This window comes from Streptomyces sp. NPDC079020 (assembly GCF_044542225.1).
Lineage (GTDB): Bacteria > Actinomycetota > Actinomycetes > Streptomycetales > Streptomycetaceae > Streptomyces.
Genome location: NZ_JBITUB010000002.1, coordinates 691388 through 713777 on the forward strand (window position 1 = coordinate 691388; position 22390 = coordinate 713777).

At 70.8% G+C, this 22390-nt stretch carries 17 protein-coding genes and 1 pseudogene; 11 read left to right on the top strand and 7 right to left on the bottom strand.

The annotated features are described in order from the left end of the window. The first annotated feature begins 109 nt into the window (after positions 1-109). The gene (locus ACIGJO_RS06945; protein ID WP_399953133.1) at positions 110-2041 is read left to right on the top strand and encodes a SpoIIE family protein phosphatase; all 1932 of its coding nucleotides are present in this window, start codon (positions 110-112) and stop codon (positions 2039-2041) included. Between the two features lie 189 nt (positions 2042-2230). Continuing rightward, positions 2231-3694 (top strand): catalase, encoded by a 1464-nt coding sequence (locus ACIGJO_RS06950; protein ID WP_399953135.1) that lies wholly within the window; start codon positions 2231-2233, stop codon positions 3692-3694. Between the two features lie 69 nt (positions 3695-3763). On the opposite strand, the gene ACIGJO_RS06955 is transcribed toward ACIGJO_RS06950, so the two are convergent. Further along, positions 3764-6001: a transglycosylase domain-containing protein gene (locus tag ACIGJO_RS06955; RefSeq protein WP_399953138.1), complete on the bottom strand. Its 2238-nt coding sequence runs from the start codon at positions 5999-6001 to the stop codon at positions 3764-3766. A 222-nt stretch (positions 6002-6223) separates the two neighbouring features. Here ACIGJO_RS06955 and ACIGJO_RS06960 point away from each other — a divergent pair, with 222 nt between their 5' ends. From ACIGJO_RS06960 to ACIGJO_RS06980, 5 genes and pseudogenes are all read left to right on the top strand, one after another. Continuing rightward, positions 6224-7204, top strand: coding sequence for an SPFH domain-containing protein (locus tag ACIGJO_RS06960; RefSeq protein WP_399953141.1), 981 nt, complete (start codon positions 6224-6226; stop codon positions 7202-7204). Beyond that, positions 7201-7461 (top strand): annotated as a pseudogene (locus ACIGJO_RS06965) (hypothetical protein); the annotation flags it as partial. The gene ACIGJO_RS06960 and the pseudogene ACIGJO_RS06965, both read left to right, overlap by 4 nt. Positions 7462-7701: 240 nt before the next feature. Continuing rightward, positions 7702-8226: a PadR family transcriptional regulator gene (locus ACIGJO_RS06970; protein WP_399953143.1), complete on the top strand. Its 525-nt coding sequence runs from the start codon at positions 7702-7704 to the stop codon at positions 8224-8226. Next, positions 8223-8909: an ABC transporter ATP-binding protein gene (locus ACIGJO_RS06975; RefSeq protein ID WP_399953146.1), complete on the top strand. Its 687-nt coding sequence runs from the start codon at positions 8223-8225 to the stop codon at positions 8907-8909. The genes ACIGJO_RS06970 and ACIGJO_RS06975 overlap by 4 nt, the downstream gene beginning before the upstream one ends. Beyond that, a complete protein-coding gene (locus ACIGJO_RS06980) occupies positions 8906-11299 on the top strand; it encodes an ABC transporter permease (protein ID WP_399953149.1) in 2394 nt (797 codons plus the stop codon). The genes ACIGJO_RS06975 and ACIGJO_RS06980 overlap by 4 nt, the downstream gene beginning before the upstream one ends. 56 nt (positions 11300-11355) lie before the next feature. Here the strand turns inward: ACIGJO_RS06980 and ACIGJO_RS06985 are convergent, their stop codons facing one another. After that, complete coding sequence (locus tag ACIGJO_RS06985) at positions 11356-12321, bottom strand: hydrogen peroxide-inducible genes activator (protein WP_399953152.1); 966 nt, start codon at positions 12319-12321, stop codon at positions 11356-11358. A gap of 132 nt (positions 12322-12453) precedes the next feature. Between ACIGJO_RS06985 and ACIGJO_RS06990 the strand changes: the two genes are divergently transcribed. Both ACIGJO_RS06990 and ACIGJO_RS06995 read left to right on the top strand, forming a co-directional pair. Beyond that, on the top strand, positions 12454-13008 hold the full coding sequence (locus ACIGJO_RS06990; protein WP_003966619.1) for a peroxiredoxin: 555 nt from the start codon (positions 12454-12456) through the stop codon (positions 13006-13008). Positions 13009-13020: 12 nt separating this feature from the next. Beyond that, positions 13021-13554, top strand: coding sequence for an alkyl hydroperoxide reductase (locus ACIGJO_RS06995; RefSeq protein ID WP_399953154.1), 534 nt, complete (start codon positions 13021-13023; stop codon positions 13552-13554). 109 nt (positions 13555-13663) lie between these two features. Here the strand turns inward: ACIGJO_RS06995 and ACIGJO_RS07000 are convergent, their stop codons facing one another. The 4 genes from ACIGJO_RS07000 to ACIGJO_RS07015 form a co-directional block, all read right to left on the bottom strand. Beyond that, entirely contained in the window at positions 13664-15073 is a 1410-nt protein-coding gene (locus ACIGJO_RS07000; protein WP_399953157.1) for an AI-2E family transporter, read from the bottom strand. Positions 15074-15217: 144 nt separating this feature from the next. Further along, positions 15218-15922, bottom strand: a complete 705-nt coding sequence (locus ACIGJO_RS07005; RefSeq protein ID WP_329946322.1) for a lytic transglycosylase domain-containing protein — start codon at positions 15920-15922, stop codon at positions 15218-15220. Between the two features lie 391 nt (positions 15923-16313). After that, positions 16314-17636, bottom strand: coding sequence for a PhoH family protein (locus tag ACIGJO_RS07010; RefSeq protein WP_399953161.1), 1323 nt, complete (start codon positions 17634-17636; stop codon positions 16314-16316). A 393-nt stretch (positions 17637-18029) separates the two neighbouring features. Then, on the bottom strand, positions 18030-18791 hold the full coding sequence (locus ACIGJO_RS07015; RefSeq protein WP_329946323.1) for an isoprenyl transferase: 762 nt from the start codon (positions 18789-18791) through the stop codon (positions 18030-18032). Between the two features lie 221 nt (positions 18792-19012). Between ACIGJO_RS07015 and mgrA the strand changes: the two genes are divergently transcribed. Beyond that, a complete protein-coding gene (mgrA, locus tag ACIGJO_RS07020; RefSeq protein ID WP_399953164.1) occupies positions 19013-20050 on the top strand; it encodes an L-glyceraldehyde 3-phosphate reductase in 1038 nt (345 codons plus the stop codon). A 308-nt stretch (positions 20051-20358) separates the two neighbouring features. Further along, positions 20359-21564 carry a winged helix DNA-binding domain-containing protein gene (locus ACIGJO_RS07025; protein WP_399953167.1) on the top strand — a complete coding sequence of 402 codons (1206 nt, stop codon included), beginning with the start codon at positions 20359-20361 and terminating at the stop codon, positions 21562-21564. 125 nt (positions 21565-21689) lie between these two features. On the opposite strand, the gene ACIGJO_RS07030 is transcribed toward ACIGJO_RS07025, so the two are convergent. Continuing rightward, a complete protein-coding gene (locus tag ACIGJO_RS07030) occupies positions 21690-22133 on the bottom strand; it encodes a hypothetical protein (protein ID WP_399953263.1) in 444 nt (147 codons plus the stop codon). Positions 22134-22390 lie beyond the last annotated feature (257 nt).

The window sequence follows — 22390 nt, forward strand, 5'->3', positions numbered from 1 at the left end:
TGCGGGCATCCGGTGACAGCCGTTGTTCTTACCGCTCTTGCCGGGGCACAGTAGCGCCCCACGAGGTGACTGCCTCATACAACCGGCCCGGACGGACGGAATCCCACGCGTGACGGAGCACCCCACCTCCCACGAAGGCCGGCAGCCCCTCGCGGCCCGGCCGCAGGAACGCACCCGGCCGCGGCAGCAGGACGCCGCGGCGGGGGCAGCCCCTGCCACCGCCGCGATCCCCGGCCCGGCCGCCGCGCCCGGACCGGGTCCGCGGACCGCCGCGAACGCGATCCCCGGCCCCGCGGCCGTCACCGACCACCAGGCGGCCGCCCGGCGCGAGGGCGACCGGCTGCGCTTCGTGGGCGCCGCCACCCGGCGCATCGCCCGCGGCATAGACCTGGACGAGATCGTGCTGGGGCTGTGCCGGGCCAGCGTGCCGACGTTCTCCGACGCGATCCTGGTCTACCTCCGTGACCCGCTGCCCGTCGGGGACGAGCGGCCGGTCGTCCCGTTCGTCCTGCGGCTGCGCCGCAGCGACCGGCTGCGGCTGACCGACGAGGAGAGCGAGGGCGTCCCGGACACCGAGCGCCTGCGGCTGCCCGTCACCGACCCGCAGGCCGGTCTGCTGCCCGCCGCCGAGCTGTGCGAGGTCCGCCCCGGCGGCGCGCTGGCCGAGGTGCTGCGCGGCGTACGGCCGGTGTTCGGGGACTCCGCGGCGGCCCGCGCGGCGCTGCCCGAACTGCTCGGGGCGGGTCACACCGTGCCCACCGGGCACCGTGCGATCCTCGCCCCGCTGCGCGGCCGGCGCCGGGTGATCGGGGCCGCCGTCTTCCTGCGCGGGACCGAGCGGCCCCCGTTCGAGGCCAATGACCTGCTGGTCGCGGCCCAGCTGGCGACCCACACCGCGCTCGGCATCGACAAGGCCGTGCTGTACGGGCGCGAGGCCTACATCGCCGACGAGCTCCAGCGCACCATGCTGCCGGACTCGCTGCCGCAGCCCACCGGTGTCCGGCTCGCCTCCCGCTATCTCCCGGCCGCCGAGACGGCCCGGGTCGGCGGCGACTGGTACGACGCGATCCCGCTGCCCGGCAGCCGGGTCGCCCTGGTCGTCGGCGACGTGATGGGCCACTCGATGACCTCCGCGGCGATCATGGGCCAGCTCCGCACCACCGCGCAGACCCTGGCCGGTCTCGATCTGCCGCCGCAGGAGGTGCTGCACCATCTGGACGAACAGGCGCAGCGGCTCGGCAGCGACCGCATGGCGACCTGCCTGTACGCGGTGTACGACCCGGTCGCGCACCGGATCACCATCGCCAACGCCGGTCACCCGCCGCCCGTCCTGCTGCACCTGGGCGGGCGCGCGGAGGTGCTGCGGGTACCGCCGGGTGCGCCGATCGGGGTCGGCGGTGTCGACTTCGAGGCCGTGGAGCTGGACGCGCCCGCGGGCGCCACGCTGCTGCTGTACACCGACGGCCTGGTCGAGTCCCGGCTGCGCGACGTCTGGACGGGCATCGAGCAGCTGCGCGAGCGCCTCGCCGCCACCGCCCAGCTGACCGGCCCCGACCACTCGCCGCCGCTGGAGGCGCTCTGCGACGACGTGCTCGACATGCTCGGCCCGGGTGACCGGGACGACGACATCGCACTGCTGGCCGCCCGCTTCGACGGGATCGCGCCGAGCGATGTGGCGTACTGGTTCCTGGAACCGGAGGACGCCGCCCCGGGACGGGCCCGCAGGCTGGCCCGCCGGGCGCTCAGCCGGTGGGGCCTGGACGACCTCTCGGACGAGGTCGAGCTGCTCGTGAGCGAGGTCGTCACCAACGCCGTCAGGTACGCGGAGCGGCCGGTGACGCTGCGGCTGCTGCGGACCGACATCCTGCGCTGCGAGGTCGGCGACGACTCCCCGCAGCTGCCGAGGCAGCGCCGCGCCCGCGAGACGGACGAGGGCGGACGCGGTCTGTTCCTGGTGAACCGGCTGGCCAGGCGCTGGGGGGCGACCCGGCTCTCCACGGGCAAGGTGGTCTGGTTCGAGATGGCGACGCGGGGGCAGTAGGGCCTGTCCGGCATCCGGCGCCGTCCGCCCCGAGGGGCGGGCGGCGCTTCGTGCTGGGGCGCGTGGGTCCGGTGCGGTGACCGGATCACCGCACCGGACCGAAATGTTGCCGGTCCGGAATCGCCGGAGTTGACTGCATGTGTGAACGAGGCGACCTGACCGATACCCCCCACCGACGGGAGGACGCTCGTGACCGAGGAAACCCCGCAGCTTCCGTACACCACGAACAATGCCGGGATCCCGGTGGAGAGCGACGAACATTCGCTCACCGTCGGATCCGACGGCCCGATCCTGCTCCAGGACCACTACCTCATCGAGAAGATGGCCCAGTTCAACCGTGAACGGGTCCCCGAACGGGTGGTCCACGCCAAGGGCTCCGGCGCGTACGGCACCTTCAAGGTGACGAACGACATCAGCCAGTTCACCAAGGCGGACCTGTTCCAGCCTGGCAGGCAGACCGACATGCTGGCCCGCTTCTCCACGGTCGCCGGTGAGCAGGGCTCCCCCGACACCTGGCGCGACCCGCGCGGCTTCGCACTGAAGTTCTATACCCAGCACGGCAACTACGACATGGTCGGCAACAACACGCCGGTCTTCTTCGTACGCGACCCGATGAAGTTCCAGGACTTCATCCGCTCCCAGAAGCGCCGCCCGGACAGCGCGGTGCGCGACCACGACATGCAGTGGGACTTCTGGTCGCTGTCCCCCGAGAGCGCGCACCAGGTCACCTGGCTGATGGGTGACCGGGGCATCCCGAAGACGTACCGCCACATGAACGGCTACAGCTCGCACACCTATATGTGGGTGAACGCGGGCGGCGAGCGGTTCTGGGTGAAGTACCACTTCAAGACCGACCAGGGCATCGAGTTCTACACCCAGGCCGACGCGGACGCGATGGCGGGGACCGACGGCGATGTCCACCGCCGCGACCTGTTCGACTCGATCGAGCGCGGTGACCACCCGAGCTGGACGCTGAAGGTCCAGATCATGCCGTTCGACGCGGCACCGGACTACCGGTTCAACCCCTTCGACCTCACCAAGGTGTGGCCGCAGGGCGACTATCCGCTGATCGAGGTCGGCCGGATGACGCTGAACCAGAATCCCGAGGACTTCTTCGTCCACATCGAGCAGGCGTCCTTCGAGCCGTCGAACCTGGTGCCCGGCATCGGTCCGTCGCCCGACAAGATGCTGCTGGGCCGGCTGTTCTCGTACCCGGACACCCACCGCTACCGGATCGGCCCGAACTACGCCCAGCTGCCGCCCAACCGGCCGCGCTTCGGGCGGAGCTCGTACGCGAAGGACGGCCCGATGCGGTACGAGCCGGCCCGGACGGGCGCGGTGTACGCACCGAACTCGTACGGGGGTCCGGCGGCCGACACCGCGCAGTTCGGCGACCCGGCGGGCTGGGCCACGGCGGGCGAGATGGTCCACGAGGCGTACAAGCTGCACAGCGAGGACGACGACTGGGGCCAGCCGGGCACGCTGGTGCGCGAGGTCATGGACGACGCGGCGCGCGAGCGGCTGGTCTCCAACGCCTCCGGCCATCTGCTGGACGGGGTGAGCCGCCCGGTCCTGGACCGTTCGCTCCAGTACTGGCGCAATGTGGACAAGGACCTCGGCGACCGGATCGCGAAGAAGGTGAACGGCGGCTGATCCGCCGGGACGGGGAGAGGGGCGGTGCCGGCCGGCACCGCCCCTCTCCCCGTCCTCACCCGGAGGCCGTCACCGTCCGGGGCGATCGTTGCTGTTGCTTCCCTGCCCCTCGCCGGGCCTGCCCTCGCCGTCTCCCGGGTCCGTGGGCAGGATCGGCGACTCGGTGGGAGCCGTCGGCGGGGCCGTGGTCGGCGTGGGCGGCGGGGTGGTCGCGCCCGTGGGCGGGCCGCTGGGCGTCCCGGACGGCGACTGCGACGGGGCCGAGGGGGTCTCCTCGGGCTTCGTGGACTCGGACGGCGTCGAGGAGGGGCTCTCGGTCACGGTCACCTCGCCGCGCTCGACGTCCTCCAGGTCGAACTGTGCGTTCGAACCGCCGCCCAGTGCGCTGAGCGTGTAGTCCGCCCAGATCTCCGCCGGGAAGCCACCGCCGTTGGCCCGGCCGGAGTTGGCCGTGCCGGTCAGGCTGACCTGCCCGCCGCCGTCCTTGGCGGACTCCCCGAAGAGCGCCACGACCGTGGTCAGCTCCGGGGTGTAGCCGGCGAACCAGGCCGACTTGTTGTCCTCCGACGTACCCGTCTTGCCCGCCGCGTCGTACGCGGAGGTGTTGGCCGCCCGGCCGGAACCGGCGTCGACGACCCCGGTGAGCCCGGAGGTCACGGTGTCGGCCGACTTGCGGCTGATCACCTGCTTGCCGATGCCGTCGACCGTCTTCGCCGTGAGGTCGCGGTGCTCGGCGGACTTCACGATGTGCGGGGTGACCTGCTTGCCGTGGTTGTCCAGGGTGGCGTACGCGCCCGCCATGTCCCAGGTCGAGGCGTTCATCGTGCCGAGGGTGATCGCGGGGCGCTCGGGGAAGTTCTTGTCCGGCACGCCGAGGCCGAGCGCGGTCCGCTTCACGGCGGCGGGGGTGACATCGACGACCATCTGCGCGAAGACCGAGTTGACCGAGCTGTTCAGGGCCTTCTGGACGGAGATCGGACCGTAGGACCGGTCGTCCTCGTTCTGCGGCTTGAACGGGGTGTCGCTGCCGACGACGGGGCGTCTGCTGGTTCCGTCGTAGACCGTGTTCAGCCCGATCAGATCGCCGTCCTGGGTCTTCGCCCCGTTCTCCAGGGCGGAGGCCAGCACCAGGGGCTTGAAGGTGGAGGCGGGCTGGTAGTCCTGGCGGGTGGCGTTGGATATCCAGTGCTGGGTGGCTCCGACGCCGCCGTACAGCGCGACCACGGCGCCGTTCTTCGGGTTCACGGAGGTGGCGCCCGCCTGGACGGTGGCGTCGACCTTGTTCCCCTCGCGGTCGAGCTTGGACTCCAGCTGGTCCTCGACCGACTTCTCCAGCTGCTTCTGGCGCTTCTTGTCGATGTTCAGGGTGAAGGTCCAGCCGCCGGCCTCCCGGGCCTCGTCGCTCAGTCCCTGCTTCCGCAGCTCCTGGTTGGCCGCCTCCACGAGGTAGCCGGTCTGCCCCTCCATCCCGGGTGCGGGCTTGGGTTTCTGCGGGACGGGGAACTTCAGCGTGGCGCGCTCGGCGGCGTCGAGCCAGCCCATCTCGACCATGTTGTCGAGGGTGTACTCCCAGCGGTCGGACACCAGACGCTTGCCGGTCTCGCTGGCGACGGCCCAGTCGTACTGGCTGGGGGCCTGGAGCAGCGAGGCGAGGTAGGCGCCCTGGGCGACGTCGAGATCCTTGGCGTCGACGCCGTAGTACGCCTGCGCGGCGGCCTGGATGCCACTGGCTCCGCGGCCGTAGTACGCGGTGTTGATGTACCCGGCGAGGATGTATTCCTTGCTCTTCTTCTGGTCGACCTTGAGGGAGATCACGAGTTCCTTGAGCTTGCGGCTCACCGTCGCGTCCTGGGTCAGGTAGTAGTTCTTCACGTACTGCTGGGTGATGGTCGAGCCGCCCTGCTTGCCCTTGCCGCTGAGCGTGTTGAACAGGCCGCGGGCGGTGCCCTTCAGGTCGACGCCCTTGTCGTCGTAGAAGGTCTTGTTCTCGGCCGCGGCGAAGGTGTGCTGGACCGCCTTCGGTACGACGGCGAGGTCCACGATCTGGCGGTTGACGCCCTTGCCGTCCCGGGCGAGCAGCGTGCCGTCGCTGTACTTGTAGACGTTGCTCTGCCGCTCGGCCAAGGCGTTGGCCTCGGGCACGTCCACGTACACGTAGAGCGCCACGAAGGCCCCCATGACCAGCAGGCACAGCCCGAAGAAGGTGCCGAGCAGCTTCTTCCAGGTGAAGAGTCCGCGTATGCCGCCGCTCTTCGCAGCCCGGCGCGATCCTCGCGCCGGGGCTCGTCGCGCATCCGCTCGACCCATCGGTGTTGCTCCCTGTTTCTCTGCTCGACCAGCTCCGCTCAGCCCAGCCAGCTAACACCGTCGGCGAGAGCGAAAAGCGAGTGATTTGGTCTTTTCCGGACGTGACAATCAGCACCCGTTCCCGTAGGAACCGACTCCCGAGAGGTGCACAGGGTTGCGAAAACCGTTAATGTGAAATCACATTGATAGCGCGGCTCACCGCCGCACGAAACGGGGGACCCCATGACCGAACAGCACGACCGCCCCGGCACGGACGCCCCGGCCACCGCACCCCCCGGCCTCGTCCCGGACGCCCCGGAGATGCCCGCCCCGCAGGTCAGAGAGGTCACGGCGCACTCCATCCCGGGCGGTGTCGGCCTGCTGCTGACGGTGCTGGGCGTGTTCCTCGGCGTCGGCCTGGTGATCCTCGGCGCCGTACTGGGCGCGAACGGGCACAACGGGATCGGCATCCCGCTCCTCATCCTCGGGGCCCTGCTCGTCATCGCCTCCTTCTTCTGCATGAGCGGTGTGAAGATGGTCGCTCCGGGCGAGGCCCGGGTGATCCAGCTCTTCGGCCGGTACGTCGGCACGATCCGCGCCGACGGGCTGCGCTGGATCAACCCGCTGACCACCAGCCGGAAGATCTCCACCCGGGTCCGCAACCACGAGACCGCCGTCCTGAAGGTCAACGACGCCTACGGCAACCCGATCGAACTGGCGGCGATCGTCGTCTGGAAGGTCGAGGACACCGCGCAGGCACTGTTCGAGGTGGACGACTTCCTGGAGTTCGTCGCCACCCAGACCGAGGCCGCCGTCCGGCACATCGCGATCGAGTACCCCTACGACGCCCATGACGAGGACGGCCTCTCCCTGCGCGGCAACGCGGAGGAGATCACCGAGAAGCTGGCCGTCGAGCTCACCGCCCGGGTGCAGGCGGCGGGCGTCCTGATCATCGAGTCGCGCTTCAGCCATCTCGCGTACGCCCCCGAGATCGCGTCCGCGATGCTCCAGCGCCAGCAGGCGGGCGCGGTCGTCGCGGCCCGTCAGCAGATCGTGGAAGGAGCGGTCGGCATGGTCGAGATGGCCCTGACCCGGATCGCCGAGCAGGACATCGTCGAGCTCGACTCCGAGCGCAAGGCGGCCATGGTCAGCAACCTCATGGTGGTGCTGTGCGGTGATCGTGCGGCGCAGCCGGTCCTCAACACGGGCACGCTCTACCAGTGACCGAACAGACGCCTCCCCGGCGCGCACCGGCGTCGCGGCCGCAGCAGCGCAAGCAGATGCTGCTGCGGCTCGACCCCGCGGTGCACGACGCGCTGGCCCGCTGGGCCTCCGACGAGCTGCGCAGCGCGAACGCGCAGATCGAGTTCCTGCTGCGCCGGGCGCTGGCGGAGGCGGGCCGGCTGCCCGGCTCGGCCGCCCCGATCGCCCGCCGCGGCCGGCCGCCGAAGGCCGCCGCGCAGGACGGACCCGGTCCGCGGGACAGACCGGGAGCGCAGGAGCGGACCGGAGCCCAGCCCCGGACCGGAGCCCAGGAGCGGCCCGGCCCGCAGCCCCGGACCGGCCCCCGGTCCGGTCCGGGGCCGCAGGACGGTCCGGGCCCTTCGGGACCGGGTCCCGCCGGTGACTGAGGACTGAGGCCCCTGCCCGCTCCCGGGCGGCGGGGGCCTCGGACGCCCGGGTATACACCCGGGGTATACACACCATGTAGAGTGCTCGGCATGTCAATCGGCCACACCCTGCTCGGACTCCTGGAGTCCGGCCCCCGCCACGGCTACGACCTCAAGCGGACCTTCGACGAGAAGTTCGGCCACGACCGCCCCCTGCACTACGGGCAGGTCTACTCGACCATGTCCCGGCTGCTCAAGAACGGCCTCGTCGTCGTCGACGGGGTCGAGAGCGACGGCGGTCCCGAGCGCAAGCGGTACGCCATCACCGACGCGGGGATCACGGATGTCTCCAGCTGGCTCGCCCAGCCGGAGAAACCGGAACCCTACCTTCAGTCGACTCTCTACACCAAGGTCGTGCTGGCTCTCCTGACCGGCCGCAGCGCCGCCGAGATGCTCGACACCCAGCGGGCGGAGCACCTGCGCCTGATGCGCATCCTCACCGACCGCAAGCGGCGGGGCGACCTCGCCGACCAGCTGATCTGCGACCACGCGCTGTTCCATCTGGAGGCCGACCTGCGCTGGCTGGAACTGACCGCGGCACGGCTCGACCGGCTCGCCGAGGTGGTGGCCAAGTGATCCCCGAAGGCTCCCTGCTCGCCGCCCACGACCTGCGCAAGACCTACGGTTCGACGCCCGCCCTGGACGGCGCCTCGTTCTCCATCCACCCCGGCGAGGTCGTCGCCGTGATGGGCCCCTCCGGCTCCGGGAAGTCCACCCTGCTGCACTGCCTCGCCGGGATCATCACACCCGACTCGGGCACCATCACCTACGCGGGCCGTGAGCTGACGGCGATGTCCGACGCCGAGCGCAGCGCCCTGCGCCGCAGCGATTTCGGCTTCGTGTTCCAGTTCGGCCAGCTCGTCCCGGAGCTGACCTGCGTGGAGAACGTCGCGCTGCCGCTCCGGCTCGACGGGGTCAAGCGCAAGGCCGCCGAGCGCACCGCCCTCGAATGGATGGAGCGCCTGGAGGTCGACGACCTCGGCGCCAAGCGTCCCGGCGAGGTCTCCGGCGGTCAGGGCCAGCGCGTCGCCGTGGCCCGCGCGCTGGCCTCCTCCCCGAAGGTGATCTTCGCGGACGAGCCGACCGGCGCGCTGGACTCCCTGAACGGCGAGCGGGTCATGGAGCTGCTCACCGAGGCCGCCCGGTCCGCCAACGTCGCCGTGGTCCTGGTGACGCACGAGACCCGGGTCGCCGCCTACTCCGACCGTGATGTCACCGTGCGCGACGGCCGGGCCCGCGACTTGGAGCACTCCGTATGACACTGCTCGACGAGAAGCGGGGCACCGCGGTGCCACCGCGTCCCACCCCGCCCTCGCGCGGCGCGGCGACGCTCCGCGACCTCGGCCTCGGCATCCGGTTCGCCGCCGCCGGGGGCCGTGAGGGCTGGGCCCGGACGCTGCTGACCGGGATCGGGGTGGGCCTCGGTGTCGCACTGCTGCTGACCGCCTCCGCCGTGCCGCACATGCTCGAACAGCGGTCCGGCCGCGAACAGGCCCGGACCGAGGCCCCGGTGTCGGATTCCCCCGACGCCCAGGCGAAGAAGTCGGACACCTCGGTGGTGACCGCCGAGGCCGGGACCGAGTACCACGACCGCACCGTCTCGGGTCATCTGATGCGGGCGGACGGTGCGCACCCGGCCCTGCCGCCGGGCGTCGGCCGCTTCCCGGGGCCGGACGAGATGCTGGTCTCGCCCGCCCTGCGAAAACTGCTGGCCGCACCGGAGAACACCCTGCTCAGGGAACGCCTGGCGTACCGGACCATCGGCACGATCGGGGACGCGGGCCTGGTCTCCCCCGGGGAGCTGCGGTACTACGCGGGCAGCGGCACACTGACTCCCGCCAATGGCGGGTACCGGATCGCGGGCTACGGCGACGACCGTCCGGGCGAGCCGTTCTCGCCCCTTCTCGTGCTGCTGAGCATCATGGTCTGCGTCGTGCTGCTCGTCCCGGTCGGGATCTTCATCGCGACGGCCGTGCGCTTCGGCGGCGACCGCCGCGACCGCAGACTGGCCGCACTGCGGCTGGTGGGCGCGGACATCCGGACGACCCGCCGGATCGCGGCCGGGGAGGCGCTGTTCGGCTCGCTGCTCGGGCTGCTGATCGGCCTGGGGTTCTTCCTGGTGGGGAGGCAGTTCGTCGGTGCGGTGGAGATCTGGGACGTCAGCGCGTTCCCGGCCGACCTGGTGCCCGATCCCCTGCTGGTGGCGCTCATCGTGGTGGCGGTGCCGCTGACCGCCGTGCTCGTCACCCTGACGGCGATGCGGTCCGTGGTGATCGAGCCCCTGGGCGTCGTACGCCGGGGCCGTGAGCGGGGGCGCCGCCTGTGGTGGCGGCTGCCGGTGCCGCTGGCAGGGCTGGCGGTGCTCGGATTCACGGGCCGGGTCGGGGCGTACGAGCCTGTGAACCCGGTTCCGATCACAGCCGGTGCCGTACTGGTGCTGATCGGGCTCGCGCTGCTGCTGCCCTGGCTGGTCGAGGCGTGTGTGAACCGGCTGCGCGGTGGCCCGGTGCCCTGGCAGCTCGCCACCCGCAGGCTCCAGTTGAGCAGCGGGTCCGCGTCACGCGCGGTCAGCGGGGTCACGGTGGCGGTGGCGGGAGCCATCGCCCTGCAGATGCTCTTCGCCGCGATGAACGCCGACTTCAACCGGATCACCGGCCAGGACCCCACGCGGGCCCAGTTCGCCGGCTTCTCCGAGAAGGTCACGGGCGAGGCGGCCACCTCGGCCATCGAGCAGTTCCGCGCCACCAAGGGCGTGGACGTGGTCATCGGTTCGGTGGAGGCGTACGCGACCAGGCCCGGTGTCTACTCCGAGGACGAGATCGAGCCCACCACCTCGCTGACGGTCGGCACCTGCGACACCCTGCGCGAACTGGCCAGGATCGGCGCCTGCGAGGACGGCGACACGTTCGTCGTCCACCCGGCGGGCGACAAGGACATGTCCGCCTGGATCGACAAGACCGCCCGCAAGGGCAAGGAGGTCGAGATCAGCTCCGGGCAGGCGAAGCCGGTGCGGTGGACGCTGCCCGCCGATTCCCCGACCGTGAAGGGCCGCAAGGACCCGATGGGCACGGTCCACTGGGGGATCATGGCCACGACCGGAGCGATCGACGCGGGCAAGCTGCCCGGCGCGACGATCACCGCCCAGATCCGGGTCGACAAGAGCGTTCCGGACGTCGCCGAGTACGTACGCAACACGGCGGCCAGGATCGATCCCGCCATGCGCTTCGTCACCATCGAATCGGTGGAGCGCAACCGGCAGTACGCGAGCATCCAGACCGGCCTCCAGGTGGGCGCGACCGCGACGCTGCTGCTGATCGCCGCGTCCATGCTGGTCTCCCAGCTGGAGCAGCTGCGGGAGCGCAAGCGGCTGCTGTCGGTCCTGGTGGCCTTCGGCACCCGGCGTACCACGCTCGGCTGGTCGGTGCTGTGGCAGACCGCGGTGCCGGTGGCGCTGGGGCTCACGGTGGCGGTCCTGGGCGGACTGGCGCTCGGGGCGATGCTGACCTGGATGATCGAGAAGACGGTCTCCGACTGGTTCCTGTTCCTGCCGATGGCAGGGGCGGGCGCGGGGCTGATCCTGCTGGTGACGCTGCTGTCGCTGCCCTCGCTGTGGCGCCTGATGCGCCCGGACGGGCTGCGTACGGAGTAGCCCGCCCCGGGTCACCGGACGGGAACGGGGCGGGCCGCGCAAGGGCGGGCCGCCCCTCAGCCGTGTCCGGCGGCCGGGACCCGTACCGGCAGCGCCGCCATCGCCTCCCGCAGCGCGGCGGCGAGCTCCTCGAACTCCCCGCGCCGCGCCGTCCCGCTCCGCATCGCGAGGGCCACCCGCCGCGAGGGGGCCGGGTCCGCGAAGTACCCGGTCGACAGCGCCTCGTTGCGCCCGGTCTCCACGATCAGCGCGGTGCGCGGCAGCAGGGTGACTCCGAGTCCGCCCGCGACCAGCTGCACCAGGGTGGAGAGCCCGGCGGCGGTGGTGGTCACCGGCGCCCCCTCCTTGCGCCCGGCCTCCCGGCAGATGTCCAGGGCCTGGTCGCGCAGGCAGTGCCCCTCGTCGAGCAGGAGCAGCGGCAGCTCGCGCAGTGCCTCGCGCGGAATGTCGGCCCGGCCGCCCAGCCAGTGCTTGCTCTCCATGACGAGGACGAAGTCCTCGTCGAACAGCGGCAGCTCGGTCACCCCGGGCACGCCCAGCGGCACGGCGAGCAGCAGCAGGTCCAGCCGTCCGGCGGCCAGCCCCTCCAGCAGCGAGGAGGTCTGCTCCTCGTGGACCTGGAGGTCGAGGTCCGGGTAGCGCTCATGGACCAGCCGGAGCACGGTCGGCAGCAGATACGGGGCGACGGTCGGGATCACACCGAGCCGGAGCACCCCGGTGAAGGGCGCCCGGACCGCCTCCGCCTCCTCCATCAGCTCACCGACGGCCTCCAGCACCGCCCTGGCCCGCACCGCGAGCCGCGCCCCCGCGGGCGAGAGCAGTACCTTGCGCGTCGTACGCTCGATGAGCTGGACACCCAGTGCCTCCTCCAGTGCCGACACGGCTCCGGAGAGTGCCGGCTGACTCATCCCGATTGCTGCCGCCGCGTCCCTGAAGTGCAGATGTTCCGCCACGGCAGTGAAGGCACGCAGCTGCGAGAGACTGGGCTGTTTGGGCCTGATGCCCTGATTACCCTGGGCCACTGATAGGCACCTCCGATCATCACAACCGAGTGTAGCTATTTCCGCGATCAATGCACTCTGTGCCAAGGTAGGACTCGTCCAACCCTCAGGAACTCCCTCAAAAGGGGAATTCCTACGCTGCAAGGAGAGCGCGTGCTCACTGTCGGTGACAAGTTCCCCGAGTTCGACCTGACTGCTTGTGTTTCGCTGGAGAGCGGCAAGGAGTTCGAGCAGATCAACCACAAGACCTACGAGGGCAAGTGGAAGATCGTCTTCGCGTGGCCGAAGGACTTCACCTTCGTGTGCCCCACCGAGATCGCCGCCTTCGGCAAGCTGAACGAGGAGTTCGCCGACCGCGACGCGCAGATCCTGGGCTTCTCCGGTGACTCCGAGTTCGTGCACCACGCCTGGCGCAAGGACCACCCGGACCTGACCGACCTGCCCTTCCCGATGCTGGCCGACTCGAAGCACGAGCTCATGCGTGACCTCGGCATCGAGGGCGAGGACGGCTTCGCGCAGCGCGCCGTCTTCATCGTCGACCAGAACAACGAGATCCAGTTCACGATGGTGACCGCCGGTTCCGTGGGCCGTAACCCCAAGGAGGTCCTGCGGGTCCTCGACGCCCTGCAGACCGACGAGCTGTGCCCCTGCAACTGGACCAAGGGCGAGAACACCCTCGACCCGGTCGCCCTCCTCTCGGGCGAGTGAGCTGACACAGACATGGCACTCGACGAACTGAAGGCCGCCATACCGGACTTCGCCAAGGACCTGAAGCTGAACCTCGGTTCGGTCATCGGGAACAGCGAGCTTCCGCGGCAGCAGCTCTGGGGCACCGTCCTGGCCTGCGCGATCGCCTCGCGCTCGCCGAAGGTGCTGCGCGAGCTGGAGCCGGAGGCCAAGGCGGAGCTCTCCGCCGAGGCGTACACCGCGGCGAAGTCCGCAGCGGCCATCATGGCGATGAACAACGTCTTCTACCGGACCCGGCACCTGCTGTCGGACCCGGAGTACGGCACGCTCCGCGCGGGCCTGCGGATGAACGTCATCGGCAACCCGGGCGTGGAGAAGGTCGACTTCGAACTGTGGTCGCTCGCCGTCTCCGCGATCAACGGCTGTGGCCAGTGCCTCGACTCCCACGAGCAGGTGCTGCGCAAGGCCGGCGTGGATCGTGAGACCATTCAGGAAGCCGTCAAGATCGCTTCGGTGATCCAGGCGGTCGGCGTGACCCTCGAAGCCGAGGCCGTGCTCGCCGAGTGACACAGCGGTACCCCTGAACGAGAAGGGCCCCGAGGACGACCGACCGTCCGCGGGGCCCTTCTTTTCGTCTCTCCGGCCGCCGGGGGCCTCGGTCCCCGGCGGCCGTGTCTTACTTCTCCGGCTGCGGCGGACCGCCGTGGGCGTCCGCCGCGTCCGCGGGAACCCCGTCCGGGTCCTGCGGGGGCGCCCCGGGTGCCGGGATCGGGGCCACCGCGAGAGCCGGGGCGCCACGCGGCGGTGCCGAGTGGCGCCGGGCCTCGTCCTGGCCGTACGCCCGCAGATAGCCGACCACCGTATTGGTCACGGCGACCAGCGGTACGGCGACCACCGCACCGCCGATGCCCGCGATCATGCCGCCCGCCGCGACCGAGAGCACCACGGCCAGCGGATGGACCCGGACGGCGCGTCCCAGGATGAACGGCTGGAGGATGTGGCCCTCGATCTGCTGCACCGCGAGCACCACGACGAGCACCATCAGCGCGGTGAACACGCCCTCGGTGACCAGCGCGACGACCACCGCCAGCGCCCCGGAGACCACGGCGCCGACCAGCGGGATGAAGGCGAACAGGAAGATGAAGACGGCCAGCGGGACCGCCATCGGCACATTGAGGAAGTAGATCCCCAGCCCGATGAAGATCGCGTCGATCAGCGCGACGAGCACCGTGCCCCGTACATAGGCGGTCAGGGTGCGCCAGGCGCGCGGCCCGGCGCCCGCGACACCCGGCCGGGCCTGGGCGGGCACGAGCTTCAGCACCCAGTGCCAGATGCGCTTGCCGTCGTACAGGAGGAAGAGCGTCGAGAACATCGCCAGCAGCATCCCGGTGAGGAACTCCACCATCACGGTGACGCCCTGGAGTCCGGCGGAGGTGATCTCCTCCGTGTTGGTGCCGATGGTGTCGCTGAGGTTCTTGGCGATGTCGTTGATCTGCGACTCGGTGACATGGAAGGGGCTGTCGAGCAGCCAGCGCTTCAACTCGTCGATACCGTCGCGGACCTTGTCGGAGAGCGTGTCGAGGTTGTCCATCACCTGCCACACCACGAACCAGCCGACCAGCCCCATGATGACGAAGCCCAGTACGGCGGTGACGGCGGTGGCCAGGCCGCGCGGCAGCCCGAGCCGCCTCAGCCGGACCACGGTCGGCTGGAGCATCGCGGTGACGAGCAGGGCCGCGACGAAGGCCAGTACGACGAGCTGTACGGCACTGATGATCCGCATCAGCACCCAGAGCGTGCCCGCCAGCACGAGCAGCCGCCAGCCGGCCTCGGCCGCGACCCGCATCCCCCAGGGAATCGCCGCGACCGGATCGGGTTTGGCGGCGACGGCGGGGGCGTACGCGGGCGGTGCCGGTACCGAGGAGCCGCCCCCGGCGTCCGCCGGTCCGCCCGCGGCCTCGGCCCGACCGCGTGACACGCGCTCGTCGTCGTCCGACTCGGCCTGCGCCCGCCGTTCGTCCAGGCGTGCGCCCAGATCGGTCAGTTCGGCGCCGACGCGGCCGAGCCAACCGGGCAGTTTCGACATGTCTTCCCTTTCCCCCGTCCGTTCGCCCCATCGCTCCCCCGGGGCGCCCGATGGTGACCGTACACGCGCGAAGCCCCCCACCGCTGGACGGTGGAGGGCTTCGCGGGGTGGGGAGCCGAGCCTCGGAAGGCTCCGCCCGTCCCCCTAGTACCAGTGGTTGGCCTGCCAGAAGGACCAGGCGCCGCACGGGCTGCCGTAACGGCCGTCCATGTAGCTGAGGCCCCACTTGATCTGGGTGGCCGGGTTGGTCTGCCAGTCGGCGCCGGCGGACGACATCTTGGAGCCCGGGAGTGCCTGGACGAGCCCGTACGCCCCGGAGGACGGGTTGCTCGCGCGGTAGTTCCAGGTCGACTCGTGGTTCACGATGTTGCTGAAGCACTGGAACTGGTCCGCGGGGACCATCTGCCGTGCCATCGCCTGGACTTCGGCCACGCTGTACGAGCCCTTCGCGGAGAAGGAGGACGCGTCGCGGACGGAGGAACGGCTCGCGCGCTCGGCGCGGTCCTTCTTCTCCTGGCGCTCGGCCTCGGCCCGCTTCTCGGCCGCCGCCTTCTTCGACTTGGCGTCCTTGGCGGCCTGGATACGGGCCGTCTCCTCGGCGGACTTCTTCGCGGCGGCGTCGGCGGCGGATGCCTGGGCATCGGCCTGCTGCGTCAGCGAAGCAGTCTGCACCTGGGCCTGCTGGCCCGCGGGGATGTCTGCGAGCAGCGTGGTGTCGGCTGCGGTCGCCTCGAAGTTGTTGTCGTCGGCAGCGGGAGTGCTGCCCGAAGCAACGCCTACGACGGCGCCTACGGTGGTGACCGCAGTGGCAGATGCCACGGCGAACCCCCGGACCGAGATCCGGCTCACACGGTGTCCTTCCAGCATCGCCCGCTTAGGTGACCTCGCGGGCGCAATCGTGCCCTTGACACTGGCCTCCCTACTGCTTGGGTCACGGGAGGCACGGGCCCGGTGGGCGACTCCCCCTGGGAGGAGTGCCGCGTGGTGCTCGCGGGCGGCATACGGACGGCGATTGTTGAGTTGTGTGGTGCGTGGCGCCTCTTGAGGTGCCCATGTGCCGTATGCGGGGCCTGACGGAAGCAAGACTCTGCCGGACAGGCACACCGTGAGGCAATTCTGTGCCGAGTGTGAAAGCTCACACCTCGTTCGGGTCAACCGTTTTTCGGAAATGACGGCGCAGCACGATGCCGCCCGGCTAAGCTCCTTGGCTCGCCGGGCGGCATCCATGGGTCAAGCCAGGTCAGATCTGACCTTCCTCCAGCATTTCGGTCACCAGCGCGGCGATCTGCGACCGCTCCGAGCGGGTGAGCGTGATGTGGGAGAAGAGCGGATGGCCCTTCAGCTTCTCGACCACGGCGACGACTCCGTCGTAACGGCCGACCCTGAGGTTGTCCCGCTGGGCCACGTCATGCGTGAGCACCACCCGTGAATTCGCCCCGATCCGGGACAACACGGTCAGCAGGACGTTCCGTTCGAGCGACTGCGCCTCGTCCACGATCACGAACGCGTCGTGGAGCGAACGGCCCCGGATATGGGTGAGCGGCAGAACCTCCAGCATCCCGCGCCCCAGCACCTCCTCGATGACCTCGCGCCCGGCGACGGCCGAGAGCGTGTCGAAGACGGCCTGTGCCCAGGGGCTCATCTTCTCGGCCTCGCTGCCGGGGAGATAGCCGAGCTCCTGACCGCCGACCGCGTAGAGCGGACGGAAGACCATCACCTTCTTGTGCTGCTGCCGCTCCAGCACCGCTTCCAGACCGGCACAGAGCGCCAGGGCCGACTTTCCGGTACCCGCCCGGCCGCCCAGCGACACGATGCCGACGTCCTGGTCGAGGAGGACGTCCAGGGCGATCCGCTGTTCCGCGCTGCGGCCGTGGATCCCGAAGGCCTCCCGGTCGCCGCGCACCAGCCGGACGAGACCCTCGGCCGTGACCCGGCCGAGCGCCTTGCCGCGCTCGGACTGGAGGACCAGCCCGGTGTGCACGGGCAGCTCGGCCGCCTCGGGGACGTACAGCGACTCCTCACTGAACAGCAGGTCCACCTGCTCCCCGGCGATGGACAGTTCGGCCATGCCGGTCCAGCCGGAGTCGGTGATGGCGAGCTCGGCGCGGTACTCCTCGGCGAGAAGGCCGACCGAGGACGCCTTGATCCGCAGCGGCAGGTCCTTGGAGACGACCGTGACGTCGTACCCCTCGGCCTGGAGGTTGCGCGCGACCGCGAGAATCCGTGAGTCGTTGTCCCCCAACCGGTAGCCGGCGGGGAGTACGCCGGGATCGGAGTGGTTGAGTTCGACACGGAGCGTCCCGCCCAGATCCCCGAGCGGGATCGGGGCGTCCAGCCGGCCGTACCGGACCCGGAAGTCGTCCAGCAGGCGCAGGGCCTGCCGGGCGAAGTAGCCGAGTTCGGGGTGATGCCGTTTGGCCTCCAGCTCCGTGACCACCACGATCGGCAGCACGACTTCGTGCTCGTCGAATCGGGCCATGGCGTTGGGGTCGGCCAGCAGGACGCTGGTGTCGAGAACGTAGGTGCGCCGGTCGGGCATGCGGCGCTTAGTGCTGGTCACCACGGAAGGACGTACCCCCTCGGACGAGGTCGGGGAGTGCGACGGACGTCGCGGAACTTCCCAAAAGGAGAGGACGGACCGGGTTCTGCCCCTCGCGTGAGAGCCGAACGCCGGCCCTCCGCGTCGGCCGCACGTCGCGTACGGTCCTTCGTGTGCAAAGGGCCTCCCGGGCGAGCGGGCTGGGAGCCGCTCACTTGGATGCGACATCCGCCCGGTTACTGACCGGATGTCGACCTGTCAGGGGTATTCCCTCGAACGCCCGAAGCCATGCCACCGCATATGACACGGTGCGGAACCGTCCTGGTGTACGGGCGGTGAAGGCCCGGGGCCGTCCGGCCACGCGAAAGCCCTCCCCTATATACAGGGGAGGGCCCGGTCCGTCGGGGAAAGGCGCGATCAGGCCCCGTAGCGCCTGCCGCGTGCCGCGTAGTCGCGCAGCGCGCGCAGGAAGTCGACCTTGCGGAAGGCCGGCCAGAAGACCTCGCAGAAGTAGTACTCCGAATGGGCGCTCTGCCAGAGCATGAAGCCCGACAGCCGCTGCTCCCCGCTGGTACGGATCACCAGGTCCGGATCCGGCTGCCCCCGGGTGTAGAGGTGCTCGGAGATCAGGTCCGTGGAGACGACCTCCGCCAGCTCCTCGAAGGTCGTGCCCTTCTCGGAGTGCTCCAGCAGGAGCGACCTGACCGCGTCGGCGATCTCCTGGCGGCCACCGTAGCCAACCGCGACATTGACGATTATTCCGTCGATATCGGACGTGGCTGCCTCCGCCTCCTTGAGGACGGTCTGCGTGCCCGCCGGCAGGAGGTCGAGCGTGCCGACGTGATGGACCCGCCACCGGCCGTCCGCCGCGAGGTTGCGTACGGTGTTCTCGATGATGCCCAGCAGGGGGGTCAGCTCGGCCTCGGGCCGGTCGAAGTTGTCCGTGGAAAGCAGCCAGAGGGTGACGACCTCGACATCGGTCTCGTTGCACCAGCCGAGCAGGTCGGAGATCTTGTCCGCACCGGCCTGGTGCCCCTGGACGGCCGAACCGCCGGACGCCTTCGCCCATCGCCGGTTGCCGTCGAGAATGACCCCGATGTGTTTCGGTACCTGGGCGTGGTCCAGGCGGCCTTCCACCCGGCGTGCGTAGAGCCCGTACACCAGGTCACGCAAGTTCACTGAGTTCACCCTCTCGGTTCCGTACGGGCCGCAGGCCCATCCGCCCCGTCTCCGGGGGGTCCGGGGCCCGTCCCCCGTGGGGAGATCGCCACAAAAGGTCAGCACGGTCCGCAGGCTTTCGCCGCGCCGCGCATCGGCATTCCCCGAAGCCGCCACATTACTGCGAGCGGGTCACGGGGGCCCAACCCGGTCTGTCACAACACCGTGATAAAGAGACAAACGTGACTCATTCTCTTCCCTACCGCGCCGCCGATTCGCGCTACGACTCCATGGAGTACCGCCGCACCGGCCGCAGCGGACTCAAACTGCCCGCACTCTCGCTCGGCCTGTGGCACAACTTCGGGGACGACCGCACGCTGGACTCCCAGCGGGCGATCCTCCGGCGCGCCTTCGACCTCGGCGTGACCCACTTCGATCTGGCCAATAACTACGGTCCGCCGCCCGGCTCCGCCGAGCTCAACTTCGGCAAGCTGTTCCGGCAGGACTTCGCCCCGTACCGCGACGAGCTGGTCATCTCCACCAAGGCCGGATACGAGATGCACCCCGGCCCGTACGGCGAGTGGGGCTCCCGCAAGTACCTGCTGTCCTCGCTCGACGCCTCGCTGGGGCGCATGGGCCTGGACCACGTCGACATCTTCTACTCGCACCGCTTCGACCCGGACACTCCGCTGGAGGAGACGATGGGTGCGCTGGCCTCCGCCGTGCAGCAGGGCAAGGCGCTCTACGTGGGTGTGTCCTCGTACAACGCGGCGCAGACCGCCGAGGCGGCCCGGCTGCTCCGGGAGATGCGCGTCCCGGCCCTGATCCACCAGCCGTCCTACTCGATGATCAACCGCTGGACCGAGGACGACGGGCTGCTCGACACGCTGGAGGCGGCCGGCATGGGCTGCATCTCCTTCGTGCCGCTCGCGCAGGGCCTGCTCACCGACAAGTACCTCAAGGGCATCCCGGCGGGCTCGCGCGCCACGCAGGGCAAGTCCCTCGACCCGGGCCTGCTCTCCGACGAGGTGGTCCGCCGCCTCAACGGGCTCGACGGCATCGCCCGGCGCAGGGGCCAGTCGCTCGCCCAGCTGGCGATCGCCTGGGTGCTGCGGGACAGCCGGATGACGTCGGCCCTGATCGGCGCTTCGAGCGTGGGCCAGCTGGAGCAGAACGTGGCCGCGCTGGCCGGACCGCCGCTGTCCGCAGAGGAGTTGGCGGAGATCGACACCTTCGCCGTCGACACCGCGGGCACCAACATCTGGGCCGGACGGGGCTGACCCCGCGCCGGTTCAGGACCGGCGCACAAAAAACGGGCCGGTCCGTGGGGGGGATACGGACCGGCCCGAGGGGGGGTTTCCACCATAACCCTTCGTAAGTGATGCTGGGTGCCACGCCACTCCACAACTACTCTCCGGATCCGCCGGACTGCGTTCCGGGCACGTGGCCCGGGGGCGCGCCGGGCCCCGGAAGGCCTCCGGACCCGCTGCCGGGGACGGCGTACGGCGGTGGGCGCGGGCTTGACGCGGCCGGTGGAGCCGTCCCATGAGGACAGTTTCCGACCTATTGACGTCCTAGATTCGGACGCATGACGACACGAGCCCGCACCGTGACCGTGACCTGGCCCGAGGCGAACGCGCGGCGGCTGTCCCGCCAGCGGCTGTCCGCCGCCCCGGCGAGCGCCCCTGCGAGCGCCCCGCCGGGCAGCCCCTCGTCGGACGGCTCACCCCGCGGGGCCGTGGGCGCGATGCTCGGAGCCCACGCCCAGGTGCTGCCCGCCGCCGAGCTCTCCATCGGGGTGCGCGCCGCCGGGGTGACCCGTGCCGATGTCCGCCGGGCCCTGTGGACCGACCGCACCCTGGTCAAGACGTTCGGACCGCGCGGGACCGTCCATCTGCTCCCCGCCGACGAGCTGCCGCTCTGGACCGGCGCCCTGTCCGCCGTACCCACCGGAACCGGTCCGTTCGCCAAGGACGCCCGGATGGCACCGGATCAGGTGGAGGCGGTCGTCGCCGCCGTGGCCGACGCGCTGACCGGAGCGGAGCTGACGATCGACGAGCTCGGCGACGAGGTCGTCGCCCGTACCGGGCCGTGGGCCGGAGACCTGGTGATGCCCGGCTTCCAGACGATGTGGCCGCGCTGGCGGCAGGTACTCCATCTGGCGGGCCACCGGGGCGCCCTGTGCTACGCCCCGAACCGCGGCCGCAAGGCCACCTACACCAACCCGGGCGGTACCCCGATGCCCGGCCCGCAGGCGCTGGCCGCCCTGGTGGAGCGCTATCTGCACGCGTACGGCCCCGCCACGTCCGGCCACTTCGCGAAGTGGCTCGCCGCGCCGAAGGGGTGGGCCGACGGGCTGTTCGCCTCACTGGCCTCGGCGGGAGCGATCGAGGAGGTGGCGTTCGAGGACGCCGGACCCGCGTGGGTGGTGGCGGGCGACACCGCGTTCCCGGCCGATGCCGCGCGGGGTGTGCTCCTGCTGCCGTACTTCGACGCGTTCAGCATCGCCTCCCAGCCCCGTGAGCGGCTGTTCCCGGGGGCCGCGTACGAGCGGGCCCTGGCGCGCGGCCAGGCGGGGAACTACCCGACGCTGCTGGTCGACGGCACGGTCGCCGGGGTCTGGCACCAGCGCCGCTCGGGGCGCCGGATCACGGTGACGGTGGAGCCGCTGGACCCGCTGGGGCCCGCGCGGCTGCGGGAGCTGGAGGAGCAGGTGGAGCGGGTGGCCGAGGTGATGGAGGGGGGCCGGGCGGAGCTGACGGTGGGGAAGGTGACCGTGGGGCCGCACGCGTGACGGGCCGCCCCGCGGGGTGCGGGGCGGCCCGGGGGCGTTCCCGGGAAGGGACGCGGGGGTGCGGGCGTCCTCGGTCAGTGGTGGCGGGGCCCTGGTCAGTGGCGGCGGAGTGCGGGCGTGCTCGGTCAGTGGCGGACGAAGCGGACCGCCATCGTGTCCCCGCCGACGACCACGAAGTCCCCGTCCTCGCACCGGATGACGGCCTCGTGCACCTCGCCCCTCCCGTCGCGGCGCTCGTGCGTACCGATGACCGTCCAGGCTCCCCCGTACGGCACCGGGGGCAGATTCGCCACGGCGGCGTGCTGCCACTGACTGGCCGGCACGCACCAGTCGGGCAGTTCCGGCCAGGCGCCGGGGGTGACCCGAAGGGTCCGGTCGGAGGCACAGGTCAGCAGGACCGACTGCCCGTCGTCGAGCACGAACTCGACGGCCTCCGGTTCGCCCGCGCGGCCCTCCGGCCGGTAGAAGACGCCCTGGACCGCGGTGATGCGGGCGCCCTTGAGCCAGTCGGGATTGCCGCTCCGCGCCCGGCCGGCCGGTCCGCCGGGTTCTTCCCTCTCCACCGTCATGACCTGCCCACCCCTCTCCGCACGCTCCGTCATCAGGCTCGTACCTCCCAAAGGTAGGACGGCTGCGGCCGCATTCCCGTTGCCTGCGGCACCGCGATGAACTGGCGTACGGAGTAAGAGCGACCGGCAAATGGTGGGCGGGGCTGCCCAGCCGGGCCCGAACGCAAGGCAGGCACGAGCCTGAGTGATCATGGAGTTCTTGACGCTCAGTGATCACCCGGAGGGCTCGTGCCTGCGGTCCCATCATGCCTTTTGGA

What these genes read in the sequence shown, in the direction of transcription:
- ACIGJO_RS06955 (WP_399953138.1), bottom strand. Translation starts at nt 6,001, where the DNA reads ATGGGTCGAGCGGATGCGCGACGAGCCCCGGCGCGAGGATCGCGCCGG.
- ACIGJO_RS06960 (WP_399953141.1), top strand. Translation starts at nt 6,224, where the DNA reads ATGACCGAACAGCACGACCGCCCCGGCACGGACGCCCCGGCCACCGCA.
- ACIGJO_RS06970 (WP_399953143.1), top strand. Translation starts at nt 7,702, where the DNA reads ATGTCAATCGGCCACACCCTGCTCGGACTCCTGGAGTCCGGCCCCCGC.
- ACIGJO_RS06980 (WP_399953149.1), top strand. Translation starts at nt 8,906, where the DNA reads ATGACACTGCTCGACGAGAAGCGGGGCACCGCGGTGCCACCGCGTCCC.
- ACIGJO_RS06995 (WP_399953154.1), top strand. Translation starts at nt 13,021, where the DNA reads ATGGCACTCGACGAACTGAAGGCCGCCATACCGGACTTCGCCAAGGAC.
- ACIGJO_RS07000 (WP_399953157.1), bottom strand. Translation starts at nt 15,073, where the DNA reads ATGTCGAAACTGCCCGGTTGGCTCGGCCGCGTCGGCGCCGAACTGACC.
- ACIGJO_RS07025 (WP_399953167.1), top strand. Translation starts at nt 20,359, where the DNA reads ATGACGACACGAGCCCGCACCGTGACCGTGACCTGGCCCGAGGCGAAC.
- ACIGJO_RS07030 (WP_399953263.1), bottom strand. Translation starts at nt 22,133, where the DNA reads ATGACGGTGGAGAGGGAAGAACCCGGCGGACCGGCCGGCCGGGCGCGG.